The sequence below is a fragment of the Porphyromonas vaginalis genome (assembly GCF_958301595.1).
Lineage (GTDB): Bacteria > Bacteroidota > Bacteroidia > Bacteroidales > Porphyromonadaceae > Porphyromonas > Porphyromonas vaginalis.
Map to the genome: position 1 here is coordinate 1,211,806 of NZ_CATQJU010000001.1, position 17,259 is coordinate 1,229,064.

Annotated in this window: 14 protein-coding genes, 1 tRNA gene and 2 pseudogenes; 4 read left to right on the forward strand and 13 right to left on the reverse strand. The window is 52.0% G+C overall.

Annotation, left to right across the window (positions count from 1 at the left end; all coding sequences use genetic code 11):
- Positions 1-277: 277 nt before the first annotated feature.
- From Q2J34_RS04800 to Q2J34_RS04815, 4 genes are all read right to left on the reverse strand, one after another.
- Entirely contained in the window at positions 278-1,087 is an 810-nt protein-coding gene (locus Q2J34_RS04800; protein ID WP_300969415.1) for an MBL fold metallo-hydrolase, read from the reverse strand.
- Positions 1,084-2,139 (reverse strand): asparaginase, encoded by a 1,056-nt coding sequence (locus Q2J34_RS04805; protein WP_298887406.1) that lies wholly within the window; start codon positions 2,137-2,139, stop codon positions 1,084-1,086. The genes Q2J34_RS04800 and Q2J34_RS04805 overlap by 4 nt, the downstream gene beginning before the upstream one ends.
- Before the next feature lie 732 nt (positions 2,140-2,871).
- Positions 2,872-3,264: a rhodanese-like domain-containing protein gene (locus Q2J34_RS04810; RefSeq protein WP_298889142.1), complete on the reverse strand. Its 393-nt coding sequence runs from the start codon at positions 3,262-3,264 to the stop codon at positions 2,872-2,874.
- Positions 3,265-3,447: 183 nt separating this feature from the next.
- Entirely contained in the window at positions 3,448-5,616 is a 2,169-nt protein-coding gene (locus Q2J34_RS04815; protein ID WP_298889144.1) for a TonB-dependent receptor, read from the reverse strand.
- A 451-nt stretch (positions 5,617-6,067) separates the two neighbouring features.
- Between Q2J34_RS04815 and Q2J34_RS04820 the strand changes: the two genes are divergently transcribed.
- Positions 6,068-6,141: transfer RNA gene (locus tag Q2J34_RS04820), tRNA-Asn, on the forward strand.
- 142 nt (positions 6,142-6,283) lie between these two features.
- Here the strand turns inward: Q2J34_RS04820 and Q2J34_RS04825 are convergent.
- Positions 6,284-6,517, reverse strand: a pseudogene (locus Q2J34_RS04825) (transposase); the annotation flags it as partial.
- A 122-nt stretch (positions 6,518-6,639) separates the two neighbouring features.
- Here Q2J34_RS04825 and Q2J34_RS04830 point away from each other — a divergent pair.
- From Q2J34_RS04830 to Q2J34_RS04840, 3 genes and pseudogenes are all read left to right on the forward strand, one after another.
- A complete protein-coding gene (locus Q2J34_RS04830; RefSeq protein WP_013760127.1) occupies positions 6,640-7,014 on the forward strand; it encodes a BlaI/MecI/CopY family transcriptional regulator in 375 nt (124 codons plus the stop codon).
- A 5-nt stretch (positions 7,015-7,019) separates the two neighbouring features.
- On the forward strand, positions 7,020-8,633 hold the full coding sequence (locus tag Q2J34_RS04835) for a M56 family metallopeptidase (RefSeq protein ID WP_298889147.1): 1,614 nt from the start codon (positions 7,020-7,022) through the stop codon (positions 8,631-8,633).
- Between the two features lie 228 nt (positions 8,634-8,861).
- Positions 8,862-9,104: pseudogene (locus Q2J34_RS04840) on the forward strand (PcfJ domain-containing protein); the annotation flags it as partial.
- A gap of 115 nt (positions 9,105-9,219) precedes the next feature.
- Here Q2J34_RS04840 and Q2J34_RS04845 read toward each other — a convergent pair.
- The 8 genes from Q2J34_RS04845 to hydG form a co-directional block, all read right to left on the reverse strand.
- The gene (locus Q2J34_RS04845; protein WP_300969416.1) at positions 9,220-9,603 is read right to left on the reverse strand and encodes a hypothetical protein; all 384 of its coding nucleotides are present in this window, start codon (positions 9,601-9,603) and stop codon (positions 9,220-9,222) included.
- Positions 9,494-10,273 (reverse strand): nicotinate (nicotinamide) nucleotide adenylyltransferase, encoded by a 780-nt coding sequence (gene nadD, locus Q2J34_RS04850; RefSeq protein ID WP_300969417.1) that lies wholly within the window; start codon positions 10,271-10,273, stop codon positions 9,494-9,496. Before nadD ends, Q2J34_RS04845 begins: the two co-directional genes overlap by 110 nt.
- Positions 10,274-10,309: 36 nt before the next feature.
- The gene (locus tag Q2J34_RS04855) at positions 10,310-11,950 is read right to left on the reverse strand and encodes a hypothetical protein (RefSeq protein ID WP_300969418.1); all 1,641 of its coding nucleotides are present in this window, start codon (positions 11,948-11,950) and stop codon (positions 10,310-10,312) included.
- A gap of 66 nt (positions 11,951-12,016) precedes the next feature.
- Positions 12,017-13,018, reverse strand: a complete 1,002-nt coding sequence (locus Q2J34_RS04860; protein WP_300969419.1) for an FAD:protein FMN transferase — start codon at positions 13,016-13,018, stop codon at positions 12,017-12,019.
- A 15-nt stretch (positions 13,019-13,033) separates the two neighbouring features.
- On the reverse strand, positions 13,034-13,555 hold the full coding sequence (locus tag Q2J34_RS04865; protein ID WP_300969420.1) for a nitroreductase family protein: 522 nt from the start codon (positions 13,553-13,555) through the stop codon (positions 13,034-13,036).
- Positions 13,552-14,544, reverse strand: coding sequence for a glycosyltransferase (locus Q2J34_RS04870; RefSeq protein WP_300969421.1), 993 nt, complete (start codon positions 14,542-14,544; stop codon positions 13,552-13,554). The genes Q2J34_RS04865 and Q2J34_RS04870 overlap by 4 nt, the downstream gene beginning before the upstream one ends.
- A 78-nt stretch (positions 14,545-14,622) precedes the next feature.
- A complete protein-coding gene (gene hydF / locus Q2J34_RS04875; protein WP_300969422.1) occupies positions 14,623-15,822 on the reverse strand; it encodes a [FeFe] hydrogenase H-cluster maturation GTPase HydF in 1,200 nt (399 codons plus the stop codon).
- A 12-nt stretch (positions 15,823-15,834) separates the two neighbouring features.
- Positions 15,835-17,253, reverse strand: coding sequence for a [FeFe] hydrogenase H-cluster radical SAM maturase HydG (gene hydG, locus Q2J34_RS04880; protein WP_300969423.1), 1,419 nt, complete (start codon positions 17,251-17,253; stop codon positions 15,835-15,837).
- Between the last annotated feature and the right edge of the window lie 6 nt (positions 17,254-17,259).

Genomic DNA, 17,259 nt, shown 5'->3' on the forward strand with positions numbered 1-17,259 from the left:
ACAACCATATCGATAAAAACATTTGTGCCTTCTTTCTGGTGCCCGTAGCGCCCTCGTAAAAAGCTTAAATCCAAAGGCAGGCACAGCGCGTGTCACCACGCAATACATTTGTTTTACTTCCGAGACCCGCACTCTCGCGGGTTTTTCTGAGTCCTTAGAGAGTCTACTTATGGGAAGGTTTAATCGGGAAGACGAAAAAGAGTAAAAGATTCGTCCTGGCTGTCCTGACTTTGCAGACGCCCGAGGCTTGGTGCTAAGCTCAGGAGCCTCTCCTGCTCTAGGTCTCTAGCAGGTACATGGGACTGCAGTGGTTACGCTGCAGCGGTGTGACGTAGACATCCTTGCCGACGCGGATCCCCTCAGCGAAGAGACGTATGTCGAAGGTCTTGCGTACTAGCTCGGGGTGATTGTTTTCCTTGCTGAGGTGGCAGAGGAAGACGTTACGCATCGTGGGCTGCCAGATACGACAGAGAAACTCCACCGACTCATCATTGCTCAGATGCCCCAGAGGGCCACTGATCCGCTTCTTGAGGAAGGGCGGGTACTTACCAATTCGGAGCATCTCGGGATCGTAGTTGGACTCCAGCACCAGATGGTGTGCCAAGCTAGCGTAGTCCTCTATCGTCGGGGTCAGATGACCTATATCTGTCGCTAGGGTAAATGAAAAACCATCTGCCGAAGAGATATGGTACCCCACATTGTCTGCACTATCGTGAGGTACGGAGAATGGAGTCACCACGAGTCCTATCAGCTCAAAGGGCACCTCTGGCTCGATGGCATAGCGCATATCGTGCTTGATGCGCTCCATGCCTCTCATATAGTCTAGCCCGCATTGCACTGGATGAGTCGCATAGACAGGTAGTTCGTAGCGATTGGCCAGCTTGCCCACTGTGCGTGCATGGTCGGCATGATTGTGAGTCAGGAGGATCGCCTGCACATCGTGCTCTAGCGAGAGGCCCGCTTGCTCTAGACCAGTCTTGATGTCGTAGAGTGCTATGCCCGCATCTATGAGGAGCCCCTGGCCATCGTGCTCGAGGTAGTAGCAGTTGCCCGTGCTACCACTCGCTAGGCTCATAAATCGTATCATACCGTCAGCTCGCCACGTAGAGAGACTTGCATCAGATGCGCCACCTCCTCTGGAGATAGATCTTGCGCTAGGAGGTACATCAGCTTCGTGGTAGCACTCTCGGTGGTCATGTCACCTCCCCCGATGACACCCGTCTGGCTGAGCACATTGCCCGTCTCATAGCGCCCCATGACGACCGATCCGGAGTAGCACTGCGTCACATTGACGATCGTGATGCCACGTGCCACAGCTTCTTTTATAGCAGAGAGAAAAGCTTCGCTCGTTGGGGCATTGCCACTGCCGAAGGTTTCTAGTACCACTCCCCTGAGGTCTGGCGTGTGTAGGATGTGATCTAGGAGTGAGGCTGATAGTCCTGGAAACAGTTTGAGCACCACTACGTGCCCATCGAAAGCGGGTCTCCACGCTTGCGACAAAGCTGGCTCGTCAAAGCCGATAGCACTCGGGCTATACTTAATATCGATCCCTGCGAAAGCTAGGTGCGGATAGTTGGGCGAGGCGAATGCCTCAAAGTGCTCGGCACTATACTTGAGCGTACGGTTGCCACGGTAGAGGTAATCCTCAAAGTAAACGGCCACTTCGGGGATCATAGGCTCACCATCGGCACGTCTAGCCAAGGCAATCTCAAAGGCTGTGATCAGGTTTTCCTTACCATCCGTCCGCAACCTCCCTATGGGAAGCTGCGAGCCAGTCAAGATGACGGGCCTGTCTAGCCCCTGTAGCATAAAGCTCAGCGCAGAGGCGGTGTAAGCCATTGTGTCCGTGCCATGTAGTATGACGAAGCCATCATACTGGTGCATCTCTCGCTGGATCATCTCTCCTAGCCAGACCCACAGGTCGGGCGTGATAGCCGAAGAGTCTATGGGCGGGTCGCACTGCTCTATGTCGAAGGTGCAGTGGAGCTGATCAAGCTCTGGCACATGCTCCCGTAGGTAGTCAAATTGGAATGCTTTGAGCGCACCGGTCTCTGTATCTTGTACCATCCCGATGGTCCCGCCTGTGTAGATAACCTTCAGGTGGGGTAGGGCGGTGGTCGTATCTCTATCTGTAGTCATGGAGGAGGAATAAGTCTTCAGTCAAGCCTATGTGCAGTCTTTTTTTCTGCGCTTACAAAGATACGGATATTTCCCTTTGCGATAGATCGAACTAGATTTTGCCCAGGGCTGACGCATTATATACAATGAGCTCATCGACCTCTCGACTTCTCGTTTGTCGCTCTTGTGTAGCTGTTGGCTGTTAGCTAGTAGTGCTAGTGCTCTTGACTGGGCAAATTCGACGCCGGCTTGTTACAATAATTTAGAATCGACTACATGTCGATACGGCGCTGTGTCGGGGAAAAGTGATTTCCACGTGGATATTTCGAAATCTCCACGTGGAGAATGAAAAATTCCTCGGAGGAATGAGATGAAACTTCGGAAGAATCAAATGAAACTTCGGAAGAAATGAATCGCGCCCACGTGGGGAAGAAAAAATATCCACGTGGAGATTTGAGATTTCCCACGTGGATATTCGAGAAAGGAGGGGATCGGACGAATTTCCCTGTAAAGATATGTAACTAGAGATTAGAGGTTAGAAGTTAGAAATTAGGGATCGAGAGAGCAGGGTTACTCTTGGAGACTGTTGCAAAAGTCAACAGTCTCACAATCTTGCTTGCAAGATTGTCTAGACTTTGCAGAAAGGATGAAGCGCAAGGCGCTGAGGGTGAGGTCTGAAGGGAGCATACCACCGTATGTGACCGAAGCCGAATCCCGAAAGCAACACAGCGATTAGCCTTTATGCAACAGTCTCTATTGAGATATAGGATAGCCGGCATCCAACCATCCGAGGATTCCATCCTTGAGATTAACGATTTGGTATCCTTCCTTTACCAGTAGCTGGGCGGCCATCATGCTCCTCTTGCCCGACCGACAATAGAGGTATATGGGCTGACTTTTGTCGAATCTCGCGTTGACTAGTTGAGTGAAGTGTGACTCATGCACATCTATGTTGATGGACTTCTCGAGGTGGCCTTTGGCAAATTCATCTGCTGTGCGTACATCAAGTAGCTGTACGGTGGCACTACTTATTTCCGCTTTGAAGGTAGCTGAATCTACCGATTTGATCCCCTTTGATGCATGGCATGATCCTATTAGCATTGATAGTACTCCCATAATGATGCAGTAGTAAAGTGTACGTGTCATATATATAATGTGTTGTGATACTAATATAACGGATCGAACAGCAAAGTGTTGCCCTAGAGAGCGATCTTATCTGATTTAATTCTAGACTGTAACCTAAAAAACAATTGGTGCGACCTCAGACTTTTGTATATCCAAGGTCGCACCGCTAGCTGCTACAAGGAGGATAGTTGGCCCTCCTAGTAGTTAAAATCTATAAGTCATGGAGAGATTGATCACACGACCATTACCATGAGTATACTCGTTATCTCTTGCTACTAGTTGAGACTGAACCGTGTAGTAGGTGGTGTTGAGTAAGTTTTCTATGCCCAATGTGTAGGTGAACTTATCTATCGTAAGCCCTGCATTGAGATGCAATAAGGTGACAGGCGTTACCTTGCCTTCGCCCTCTGCATATTTCCCTTTTTCGTTTGTGGCAAAGCGGTCCCTTGCTCCAGTATACATACCATATAGGCGTATATAGCTATGTTTCGTTGGGCGGCAATTGATATATGCTGTAATCTTCATTGGAGGGATAGACTGGCCACTCATATAGTGGTCCCAAGAGCCATCAACGTACTTCTTCCCCTCCATCATGGAGAACCCAACGCCCGTCTGCCACTGTCTATTGATGGTAGCATCCATTGATAGCTCTCCACCTACGATACGTTGGGGTGAGCGATCTACCACCCAGAATCCATCTACACTTTTAAGGTCACTACCAAGCGCTGCGTAGGTGTAGAATACTGCGCCAGAAGTCTCTAGCCTTGAAGCCTCTCCAAAGAGTCCTCTAACGGTAGAGTAAAAGCCTATTTCGGCATTGTGAGTCTTAACAGGCGAAGTCTCTATTTTGCTCAGCACATCACTCTTGGCATCACGCAAGGTGCGTCCTAGGTCATATATGGAGAAGCCTTGAGAGTAAGCTAAAAATGGTTGGAACACTCTCCACTTATTCAAGGTCACACCACCATTTAAGGATAGGTTGTTGTAAGGCAGCACACCGCCTTGGACCTTAGTCCGCTCAACGCCCGCCTTCTTTGGAAGGACTTCATAGTCTGGCACGTGTACGTCGATGCGATCATACCTTGCTCCCACTTTGATGTTGAGGAGGTCGCCGATAGTGGTTTTGGTTTGCACAAATGGTCCGAAGTTAAGAGCTGTCATCTCTGGTACCCAATAACGTCCGTCTACAAGAGGCTGTCCAGTACGATCCATTGTGAAGTCTATTCCATACAGGAGCTTTGTAAATACTTGCTCACTCAGAGGGAGTTTGGAGTCAAGCTGAGCTTTTGCTCCGATCTGCTTTGCCTCAATGGTTGCCTGCCCGCTAGTGCCTTCCCAGCGAGGCTTCTTCTCATTATGTATCCGGTAGTCTGTCACGACCTTTAGTGCACGGCCCTGGAGGGTCGCCTCAAAGTTCGTCCCGCTGAAGATGTTTTGATGCGTGTAGCGTATGTAAGCATTGTGATTGTACGCCATCCCCTCTGGGATTGCTTCTTTTGGCTGGTCACCTTTAATTCCGATGCGTGGGCTTTCTAGGTATTTACCACCACTAGCAATGAGCGGACTGTTTTGTACGGTCCTAAAGAAGTTGTACATTCCCTCAATACGTGCTGTCTCGCTTATTTGATAACCGACCTTTGCTAGGGCATTGTATGTGCGGGTGTCGCCTAGCCCATATCTAGGAGAGAGGTATACGCCATCTCCGTCTACCGAGCTACCCGTCTGTCCGATCACACCATTAACCATGTAGTCAAAACCACCTATCTTGCCATAGAGCTGCTGATTGAGACGGTAGCCAAATGACTGTGTCTTATTGCTAAGCAAAGAGTGATCCTGCATTGCTATGTAAGACTGACCGCCGAAAGGCTTATCATTTCTGTTCTTACGCGTCACGATATTGATGATACCACCATTTGCTCCATTGCCATAAAGTGCGGTCGCACCTTTGATCACCTCAATTCGCTCTACAGCCGTTGGGTCAATGGTCCGAAGGTCACGGCTTGTTGCCCGCAGAGGCGTTGTTTGTGGAATGCCATCAATCAGTACTAGTACACTTCTTCCTCTCAAAGTGTTGGAGCGCTCACTAGTCGTATTGCCAGTAGAGGCCATCCCTGGCACCAAAAAGCCTACGATAGCCTGCATGTCTGGCATAGTCTTATTGAGCTCCGCTAGTTCCTTTCGTGTTACAATTGAGATGGACGTCGCCGATTGACTTTTCACTTCTGGTGTTCTTTGAGCAGTCACGACCACTTCATCAAGTTTGACTTCATCGTGTACCTCATTTTGAGCCATGGCTGTAAGGCCTATGGAGGTAGATATTAATAGAGAAAGGGCCACGTAGCGTACCCATCTGTTTAGTCCTAAATATCTCATGATATAAATGCTTATATTGTTAGTGTAGTTTGGAGAAGCGATCCATTTGGACGTCACTCCTTCTTTCGGCTACAAAGTTCACAGATTATATTATTATATGAAATACCCACATGTGTGTATTTTGAGTATGATGTGCGAAGTGTACTCTTGCGTTTGAGGCTTCGTGTATTAATACAGCTACTTCCACTTGTTCGCCCCACAAGGGGGCATGAGTTTGGGGGCTAATCACTTACTTTCCCCAGTCGTTCGGGGCAAGCTAACGAAAAACGTCCAAACCATAGCAATCGTTGTAGTAAAAAAACAGATGTCGATGAATGCTTGAGTTGTATGCCCTGCAAATGTCTATACTTCAACGCCTTGGTCGGACTTGCGATAGATTTTTTGCAATCTTGTGGTATTAGTATTTGCAGGTATTGGAGAAATGTATTACCTTTGCACTCACATTTGGAACGCTTCCTTAGCTCAGTTGGTTAGAGCATCTGACTGTTAATCAGGGGGTCCTTGGTTCAAGCCCAAGAGGGAGCGCAACGTTGCTACACTGAGTTGTTTTGTTTTTTGGGGCTTGAGAGGATGTAGTTGTCTTTTGAGCCTTCATATTTGTGGTTAACAAGAAATCTCCTCCCGAATATCCGTAGTAGTGGATTCGGGAGGAGATTCTTTTTTTGGTTCATCCGAGATTTTGTGTGATGACCTGATCGTGGAGAGCATAAAGTCTTAGTTGAAAGTAGTCCACATCTCTGTATCCGTAGGCAATCCTTTTGAGGACTTTGATCTTGTTATTGATCCCTTCGACCACCCCATTGGAAATGGGGTGATCATACCAATTTAGAATGCCCCATTGATAGAGCCGGATGTTTTTAGCGATTTGTTTGACATGCCTAACACCCGAATCGTCTGCTTGTTCGAGCCACTTCTAGCGATGTGGGATAAAAATATTGGGCGAAAGTTCGTTTATCTACGAAATTGTCGTAACTTTGCTACGAATAAATCGTAGAAAGGACATTGATCGTAGATAACAACAATATGAGTGAGCCAAACTTTCTAAACGGACTATCTCCTCTCGAGGAGGATTTTATGCGTGCACTATGGCATATTGGAGAGGGAGAGATAAGCGATGCTATCCCCCTGATGGAGCATTCGGATACTCCCTACACCACGGTGGCTTCGGTGGTTAATAAACTGGAGAGCAAAGGGTATGTTACTCGAACGGGGAAGCGACGTGGACACCTCTATGCCCCTTTGGTAAGCCTGGAGGAGTACACCGACAAGACCATCAAATACATTGTTGCCAACTTCTTCAAAGGCTCGTACAAAAGTCTGGTGCAGCACTTTGCACAGGAGGAGAAGGTAAGCAAGGAGGAGATCTCAGAGATTTTGAAACTAATTGAAGAGGAGTAAGTGGTATGATGATTTGGTTGAAATATCTAGGGCTGTCGGGGATAGGGATTGCTCTCTTTTATCTCCTCGGAGTGGTATTGCTCCGCAAAAGCACCCTACTCCGAGCCAAGCGGTGGTATTACCTTATCGCCATCGTTTTTAGCCTTTTGCTCCCTCTGCTCTCTTTAGCAGTACCAGAAAGGGAGGTAGAGGAGGCACAAGACAAGCTACTCCCCAGTTTCACCATTGTGATAGAGGAGGAACCAACCATCACTGCACCTGCTACAAAGAGAAACACTATTGACTGGACCAGAGTGCTGATGGCAACTTGGGCTATTGGTGCAGCAAGTACGCTCATCTGGCTCACCTCTGGCGGGTACAAACTCTATAGATTATGCCGTACTTCCACGAAGCGCGAGCTCAGTCACAACGCCACACTTTATGAGGTAGATGAAGAGCTAGCCCCCTTCACGATTGGCAGGGCGATCTTTATCCCCAAGTCATTATCACAAAGCGATATCACACCCACTATTCTGTCGCATGAGCTGGAGCACATCAGGCAGAAGCACTATTGGGATATCATCATTAGTACGGTGCTGCAGCCCTTACAGTGGTGGAATCCATGTGCATGGGGATTGCTCCAACAACTGCGCACTAACCTTGAGTACCTAGCAGACCAAGGGGTGTTGCGAGAGGGAAGAGACCGAAAGACCTACCAGTACCAGTTACTGGAGTGTACACTAGGCCGAAAGGTAGAGCTACCCTCGCTCTCATTTTCTATGCAAAACCTAAAGAAACGAATCGTAATGATGAACAGCAAGAACAGAACCAACAAGAAACTAGCCGTAGTTTACGCACTTTCGGCCCTTCCAGTACTAGCCTTCTTGGCACTCGCTACTCAGATGGTCACCATCAAGCAAGCCAAAGCAAGCACCATCACAGAGGTGGCTCCGCCACCAACCGAAGACAAGGTCTTTGAAAAGCTAGATGTACTACCTGAATTTCCAGGAGGTGGAAAGGCAATGATGCAGTGGATCAGCCAAAATATGCAATACCCAAAGAATGCTGTAGACGGCAATATCGAGGGGCGTGTAATCGTCTCATTTATTGTCGAAAAGGATGGCTCTATCTCCAATGTCGAGGTAAAGAAAAGTGTCCACGAGTTACTAGACAAGGAGGCGCTAAGAGTGATCAATGCCATGCCTAAGTGGAACCCAGGCATGCAAGATGGACAACCGGCAAGAGCCCGCTTCTTTGTTCCAATCAGCTTCAAAACCCAACAATCTGCAGAAGTTAAGGAAAAGGTCTTTGAGGACCTAGATAATATGCCTGAATTCCCAGGAGGAGGAAAGGCAATGATGGAGTGGCTTAGCCAAAATATCCAGTATCCAAAGGAGGCCGTTGATGGCAAGATTGAGGGACGTGTGATGATCTCATTCGTGATTGAGAAGGATGGCTCCGTCTCCAATGCCAAAGTCTTTAGGGGCATAGATGAGTCACTAGACAACGAGGCGCTAAGAGTGGTCAATGCGATGCCCAATTGGAAGCCAGGTATGCAGGATGGCCAGCCAGCAAGAGCCCGCTTTACCATCCCTGTCAGTTTCAAGCTCCCTAGGTCTACCCCAGCACCAACCAAATAACTTTAAGAGACTGTTGCACGAAGGCGATCTGCTTCGTTGCTTTCGGAATTCGGGCTCGGTCACGTACGCTAGTACGCTCCCATCACCCTTATCCTTTTGTGTGTGCCTGGTGCCCTACGTGCACCTTGCCCTCAGCGCCTGGCATCTCATCCTTCGTTCAAAGTCTTAGCACATTTGATGAATCATATGTGCGAGAATAGCACTTCGCGCAACATTCTCTATATAGACGAAGGTGCTGAATTGCATCACTGCCTATTTTCAAATGAGTACTATCTCAAAGAGAACTCGCTTATCCTTTCGGCTACTATTGAGGGCAAGCGAATAGAGACGATAGAGGTCTCTCTTGACACACTACAAGTAATACAGAGCCGTGGTGTGTGCAACCAAAACAGCTCATACCACGACCAAATTGTGAGCCTTGTCAATGCCAATCATCAGCTGATAAGGCAGAGAATAAAAGCCACTGCTTAAACATCTTCATTTCCTAATAACAAAAGCCCCCAAAAGGGTGCCGACAGACGGCAACACTTTCGGGGGCTTCTTTTTTTTGCTTGATCCCGTAGGCTACTGCCTTAATGGACCATCTTTACGAGACGATGAGGACTATGAGAGCGATGATGATCCCGATGGCGACGAGTAGGCAGAGGAGCATGGTGAGCCGCTTCTCTAGAGACCACTGGGCTGGGAGGGGTAGTCTGGTGACCCACTGCGTGAGACGTGTCGTAGGCTCGTCGCTCTCGTCGGGTAGGACGAGCTCGCCACTGTCTATAAGCTCTTGCACCTGCGGACGGGCACTCTCTGGCACCTCAATGATGAAGCCACCTACATCAACGAATGCGCTGAGCATCCGAGCGCTGTAACTATTGCGTATGGTGGCGGGTATGCCGTGATCGGAGAGCAGATCGAGGAGGGCGAGAGCCTCCTCTTCGACCTGATAGGAGGCTAGTTGTACCATTCGGTCGTTGTTCATAAGGAGTGGTCGCTTTAGAGAGTGTGTCGTATAGTGCAGGTTGAGGAAGCCAGTGGCGCAGGTCGCGCCCCTCGTGGAGTGCCTGGCGGATCGCTGTGGAGGAGATCTCTATCAGAGGCGCTGCGCTGAGCAATCGTATCTGAGCTGTGGGATACTGCTCGACGAGCTGGGAGAGGTCGTATCCTCTCCGCGGATAGACTACGAGTGGCAGACGATCTATGAGCTCGCCGTGGCGATACCACTGGGAGAGTGATGCTAGGCTGTCAGCACCGATGATGAGGCTGAAGGAGCAGTGCGGGTAGTGCTCCTCGAGAGCGGAGAGCGTCTCTAGCGTGTAGTGTGGCTCAGGCAGCATGGACTCGATCGTGCAGAGCTCGTAGCGTGGATCGGACTGGATGGCCTGCTCGATCATGTGGCAGCGTAGCGTGTAGGGTAGCGTGGGGCCTTGCTCCTTAAGCGGGTTCTGCGGGGTAGGCATGAACCATATTTGCGTTAGTCCCGACAGCTCCGGATAAGCCAAGATGTAGTCACAGAGAGCAAGGTGCCCGATGTGTAGCGGGTCAAAGCTGCCACCGAAGAGACCGACAGTCCCGCTAACGTCTGATGCTGCAGGACGCAGCTGGGTCAGATCAAGGGCCTTACTCCTAGAGTCTTTACCTTCAGTAGTCATAGTCTGATCGATAAAAAGTAGGGTAGCGACCCTTAGTTACTCAATCCAAAGGGTCTCTATGCGGGAGCGGTCTAGCTGCTGTCTGATCTGTAGCTGATGGACGACACGCTTGATCGCTCTGACTCTTGTGCTGCCACGATAGATGCAGTAGAGGCTCTGCTCTAGGATACTAGAGAGGAGATAAGCGGTAGGATCCTTTGTAAGTGCTGGCGGAGCGATGATCGTGAGCTGGTGTTGCGCCTGTAGCTGCTTGAGTTGCTGCTGGAAAGCGGTGGAACCTATCAGACCAGGTGTGAGCGTAGTGTGGTAGACGTCACTGGGTGTCTTGCTAACAGCCTTTTGCTCTGCTAAGTCTAAGTGCCAGACGGCGCAAGAGACACCTCTCTGCTGTAAGGCTTGCTGTAGCTCCGCTATGAGCTGGTCGTGATACTTCGTGCTATTGGGTGTAGCGAGCTGTATGGTGTGTGGCTCGCCTTGTGCTGGCGAGACGAGACTGCACAGCTCCTCGAGATTGAGATAGAGAGCGTTCTTGCCCTTACGATCTCGCTGCAGGTCTAGTGTGAGGCGACGACGTAGGAGGCTGGGCAACTCGGAGACGTAGTAGATGACGCCTCGTATAGCCCAGTAGATGTACATCAGGAGTAGCGGCAGGAGTAGACCGAGGAGTCCCATCCCTGCGATGATGAATAGGTCTGGCTGCATCTCTCTCAGCACGCGAGGCTTGTCAATCAGTCTAAATGGCGACAGCCCTGCCACTGGTATCGACCCGGCAAAGCGCCCTAGCGAATCGGTGACGCCCTCATCACTTAGTTGCTCGGCCCAGCCTAGACTATCGGTGACAACGTACATCTCATAGAGTAGGCCTAGACAGCGACGCTCGGAGCGATTAGAGGGTAGCTCGACACGTATCACCGAGGAGAGGGGTAAGTCTTCCTTTTTCATCGTTATCTCCATATCCTGCTCGTAGGCAACGCGGGTATCTACGAGCGGAGAGTAGGTGATAGGGATCTCCGTATACTCCTGATCGATATGGTAAGGGTAGTGCTGCGCAGGATCGTCAAGTGTCACAGTGATAGGCCCGACGGGAGTCTCCTGAGTCGTACCGACAGGGATGACTACATCGTACGGCTCATAAAGCGGCTGACCCTGCACGACGCCTGAGAACGCACTCATCGTAACCTGCTTCGGATGCACTGGATCATCAAGCCGAGCGATACAGTCCAGCTTGTCCGTCGGTAGGAGATTGCCAAAGCGTACGATGATCGGTGTCTGATTGTAGTAGTCACGCATCCCAAAGGGCGTTTTGACCCAGTAGTTCACCTGAAAGTCAATACGCTTGCCCGCCTCTTCGACGGCCGTCGTCGTACTGAGCAAAGCTGCGATATACTCAGGCGTCCAAGGCGACGTCTTGAGCGTCGAGTCGCTCAGCTGCATGATCGGCTCCGTCAGCTCGTGTGGTTGCCGTGAGGAGAGGTGCATGTAGTACGTCTGACGCCCTAGAGGACGATGGTCTGCGATGACCTTGCCCAGTACGACAAAGAGTGCGACAGAGAGTACAAACCAGTACCACTGCTTCAGGATCAAACGAAGGATCTGCGAGAAGGTGGGGCGTGAGCCCTCGTCTAGATAGCTTGGCTGATCGTTGACAGCTCTATTGGGAAGCGATGATTGGGTCATAATGTATGGCTATATGGTGCAAAGATAAGAAAGTCCGTCCTATATCGCTAGAGAAGCAAGCCAACGTCAGTGCGATCGAGGAAAGGAGGAACTAGAGATGGGGGTAAAAGCTAACGAATCGCCTGTCGAGACGAAGAGTAGATAAGAGACGTCAGACGAAAGCTGCTTGCGCATCGTCTCAGAGCCCTCGTAACCCGATGCCATAAAGGCTGTCGCTAGCGCATCCGCCTCAGCGCAGGTAGGAGCGATGACTGAGGCACTCAGGATATCACTCTCTGCGGGGTAACCGCTCAGAGCGGAGATGGTATGTCCGTAGATCCTTCCGTCGGCTGCGACTTTGTAGTTACGATAGTTGCCCGAGGTGGCTAGTCCTCCACGCTCGCCTGGCAAGTCAATGATCTCTTGTAGCTCCTGGCTTATCCCCAGTGAGTCCAGATCAGGCTTAGAGATGCCGACGCGCCATGCGGCACCTCGAGGGTTGCGTCCCGAGTAAGCGATCTCGCCACCTATCTCCACTAGGTAGTTGGTCACGCCCGCCTTACGTAGCCTTTCGCCCACGAGATCAGAGGCGTACCCCTTGGCAACAGAGGCGAAGTCTAGCTCCATAGCGGGGTTCGCCTTGGTCAACTCAGTGGGGGTGCAGGAGACTTTGTCCATACCGACCAGCTCCAGCAAACTATCCACCTGTGGTTGCGTGAGCGGATAGCCCTGCTCGAAGCCAAAGCCCCACGCATTGACCAGCGGAGCGATGGTCACGTCGTAGGCACCGCCTGACTGCTCGTAGACCCTCCGCGCCACGCTGTAGATCGCGTAGAAGGTGCTGTCCACCGTCATCGACAAGTTGTTGTTGACCGCATAGATCATAGAGGTCGAGTCAAAGGGGTTTGCCACATGATTGACCTCTTGTAGTGCCTCATTGATCTGATCAGATAAGTCCTCGTCAGCCTGATAGGTGATGCGATAGAGCGTGCCAAAGATGAGCCCCTCGGCACTTCTGTAAGGTGCCTCTTTGTGGCATCCGCTCAGCAGGATGAGCGAGAGGAATAGTAAGGTGACGGTGCGACGCATGGCGATGCGATAAGATTAGATGAAGGTGACCAGTTCCTCCATCGTCTTGCGACGTGGATTGCCCTCTTTGCCGGCAAAGGCTGGGTCGGGATGCCCCACCGCTAAGATGAGTATCGGCTCCTCATGCTCAGGTATCTGGAGTAGCTCACGGCATATCTCCTGGTCGAAGGCTGCCACGGTCGTAGCCCCTAGACCCATATCCTCCGCCTTGAGGAGCATGTGTGTCAGTGCTATCGAGGTATCTACATAAGTGAGGTCACAGTGCGGACGCTGCCACGCCTTGTCGTGGTCGACGATGATGACGATATAACTCGGAGCGTGGTAAAACCAAGGCTGCTGACTGATGGCGTGGAGCTTCGTGCGCTCCTCCTCAGAGAGTACGACGACGAAGCGGAGGGGCTGAAAGTTCTTTGCCGAGGGAGCTAGTCGCCCAGCCTCCAGGATTGGCATGAGCTCAGCACGAGTCATCGGCTTGGTCGCGTCAAAGTGGCGCACCGTACGCCGTGTTGATATGATTTGGTCGAAAGTCTTAGTCATAGTTCTGTTTCTATATTATAGATGTCACGATTGGGATCGCGGCGTGTGATCATCTCTCCGATGAAGCCTGCACAGAAGAGTTGCACGCCGATGATCATCGCTGCGAGAGAGATGTAGAAGTAGACTCGATCTGTCACGAGCGGTGCGGGGGTGCCACTGATGAGTGCGGAGAGCTTGACCGAGAGGACCACGATGAGTGCTATGAAGCCAACGAGAAACATGAGCGACCCCCAGAAACCGAAGAAGTGCATTGGCTTGCGTCCGAAGCGATGCGTGAACCATAGCGTCAGGAGATCGAGATAGCCATTGAAGAAGCGGTCTAGTCCAAACTTCGAGTGTCCATACTTACGAGGCGCGTGGTGCACCACCTGCTCGCCAATTTTGGCGAAGCCTGCGTTCTTTGCTAAATAAGGGATATAGCGGTGCATATCGTTGTACAGCTCGATGCTATGCACCACCTCTGCTCGATACGCCTTGAGCCCGCAGTTGAAGTCGTGCAGGTTCTTGATTCCTGAGACGCGCCTTGCGGTCGCATTAAAGAGCTTCGTGGGGATTGTCTTGGAGAGCGGATCGTAGCGTTTCTTCTTCCACCCGCTCACGAGGTCGTACCCCTCATGGACGATCATGTTGTACATCCCGCCGATCTCCTCAGGAGCGTCTTGCAGGTCGGCATCCATCGTGAAGACCACTCGGCCACGAGTACGAGCGAAGCCACATTGCAGTGCTGGTGACTTGCCGTAGTTGCGACGAAACTTGATGCCATGCACCGCCTTATCGTGCTCCGCCAATTGCTCGATCACCGCCCACGAGTCGTCGCTACTGCCATCGTCGACGAAGATGATCTCGTAGCTCAGCCCCACCTCAGCGGTGTGAGCTACGATACGCTCGTAGAGCTCGGGGAGGCTCTCAGCCTCGTTGAGCAAGGGTATAACCACCGAGATGTCGGGACACTCCGTGGCGGTCGTTTCGAGAGAGTTGGGATCAGTCATGAGGTCTACTTGTAGTACTATTGCACAAAGATACTAATTTGCTACCTACGAGCGACCGCGACAACTGATGAGCGTCCACTATGGCAGGGTCACTTTGTTAAGGATGCCGGTGAGGTAGGCTATCGCCAGCCCGTAGTTGGTCATCGGCACTTGCTGAGCCGTGGCGAGGTCTTGGCGGGCGACGAGCATGCGTCGGTTGAACATGCAAGCACCGCAGTGGATGACGAGGTCGTAGGGCGTGAGGTCCTCGGGAAAGTCTCTACCCGACACATGCTCTATGGTGAGTGCCTCACCGATGCGCTTGCGTAGGAGGCGGGGGAGCTTGACGGTGCCGATATCTTCGCCCTCGGGAGCGTGGGTGCAAGCCTCTGCTATGAGCAGACGGCTGGAGGGAGTGAGCCGACCAATGGCATTAGCCCCTGCGACCAGTCGCTCGAGGTCGCCACGCTGGGCACTCATGAGGATGGAGAAAGAGGTGAGCCGACAACCCTCGGGGACCAATGGCTCGACCGTGGCGAAGACTTGCGAGTCGGTGATGATGAGCTGAGGCGGAGCTGCCAGCTGTGATAGGGCTGCGGGGAGTTGCTCTGGTGTGACGCATAGCGCGTGGCAACCTCTGTCTAGCAGCGCACGAATGGTCTGTACCTGTGGCAAGATCAGTCGTCCTGCGGGTGCTGCGCTATCTTGTGGCATCACGAGGAGTACGAGATCGCCCGTTTCGCAGAGATTACCTAGGAGCGAGGGCTCCGGCTCGGATTCGTTGCGTAGCGTCCGCTTGATCGTCTCCAGTAGGGTGTCGAGGCTCTCGTCATCGTCCTGACGAAGCGTGAGCGGGGCATGGCCGAAGCTTCGAATAATTTCCTCTTGTCGCTCTAGCCACGAGCTTTGCTCTGGCAGATCGGCACGCGCAATGATCGGAAGCGTCGGCACATTAGCCTCTCGCAAAGTTGCTATGATGGGAGTGTCGAGGGTGTCCTCATGACTGAGGAGGTAGAGGACTAGATCGGCAGAGCGCAGTGCTTGCTGCGTGACCCGCTGTCGCTCGGCTCCGAGAGGGGTGTCGTCGGCCAGTCCTGGGGTGTCGACCAATAGGACGGGTCCTACGCTGGGTAGCTCGAAGAGCTTCTCCACGCTGTCGGTCGTGGTGCCAGCTTGGTCGGACACGAGCGACCGCTCTTGGCGCAGCAAGCGGTTGAAGAGCGTAGACTTGCCACTATTGACCTGCCCTACGAGGAGGAGTCGCTTACGTTCGCTGGTGCCTTTTCCCCTTGGAGTCATATCCTTTATTCATTAAAAGCGGAAGTCGCGCTCTCCCGCCTTGATCTGCTGGAGACGCTGCTGCGCAATGGCACGAACTCGCTCGTTGGGGATCGTGGGGAATTGCTGCGAGATCATCTCTAGTCCCAGTTCACGGGTCGTAGGTGAGGCGTAATCCTCTAGGTACTCCTGCAGCGTGAGCAGGGCATTAGGCCCGCAGCAGTTGGATATCTGACCACTCTTGCAGAGCGACATGAAGCGATCGCCAGTACGTCCCTCGCGATAGCAAGCGGTGCAGAAGCTCGGTATGTGTCCCTGCTGGAGGAGCCAGTAGACCACCTCGTCGAGCGTGCGTGGATCGCTCACCTCAAACTGCTCTGAGTGGGCGGCCTCTGTCGTTTGCGCATAGCCTCCCACGGAGGTGCGAGAGCCTCCGCTGATCTGCGACACGCCTACGTGGAGTGCTCGCTGGCGTACTGCCTCGCGCTCACGGGTCGAGACGATGATACCGGTGTAGGGTACCGCTAGTCGGGCCACAGCTATAATATGGAGGAAGGTATCGTCGGGGATTGCCTCGGGGAAGGAGTCGAGCGAGATGTCATCGGCGGGACAAATGCGTGGCACGCTGATCGTGTGAGGTCCTACGCCAAAGGTTGCTTCCAGATGCTCCGCATGCATCATCAGACCGACGAAGTCATAGCGATAGGTACTCAAGCCAAAGAGCACGCCCAGTCCCACATCGTCGATGCCTCCCTGCATCGCTCTATCCATCGACTCGGTATGATAGGCGTAGTCGCTCTTAGGACCTCTCGGGTGTAGCTCCTCGTAGTGCTTCTTGTGGTAAGTTTCCTGAAAGAGAATGTAGGTGCCGATGCCTGCCTCGTGGAGCATACGATACTCCTCGACAGTGGTTGCGGCAATGTTGACATTGACACGACGAATAGCCCCATTCTTATGATGTATTGAGTAGATTGTCTGGATCGACTCAAGGATATACTCGATCGGGTTGTTGCGTGGGTCTTCGCCTGCCTCGAGAGCGAGACGCTTGTGTCCCATGTCTTGCAGGGCGATCACCTCCTGCCGTATCTGCTCCTGAGTCAGCTTGTGGCGAGGAATGGTGCGGTTCTTAGCGTGGTAAGGACAGTAGACGCAGCCGTTGATACAATAGTTAGAGAGGTAGAGCGGAGCAAAGAGTACGATGCGCTTACCATAGAAGCGTAGCTTGATCTGCTCGGCCAGTTGTGCCACTCGTTGTCGTGTCGCAGGATCCTCGGCGAGGAGGAGTACGGCAGCCTCTCGGTGATCTAGTCCATGCATCTCCGCAGCCTTGCGTAGGATATCAGAGATCACCTTCTCATCATCTTTGTATTGCTCCGCATAGCGGAGGGTGTCGATGATTTCATCATGATTGATGAAGTCACAGGCATCGTGCGATTGCTTATTGTAACTCATACATTC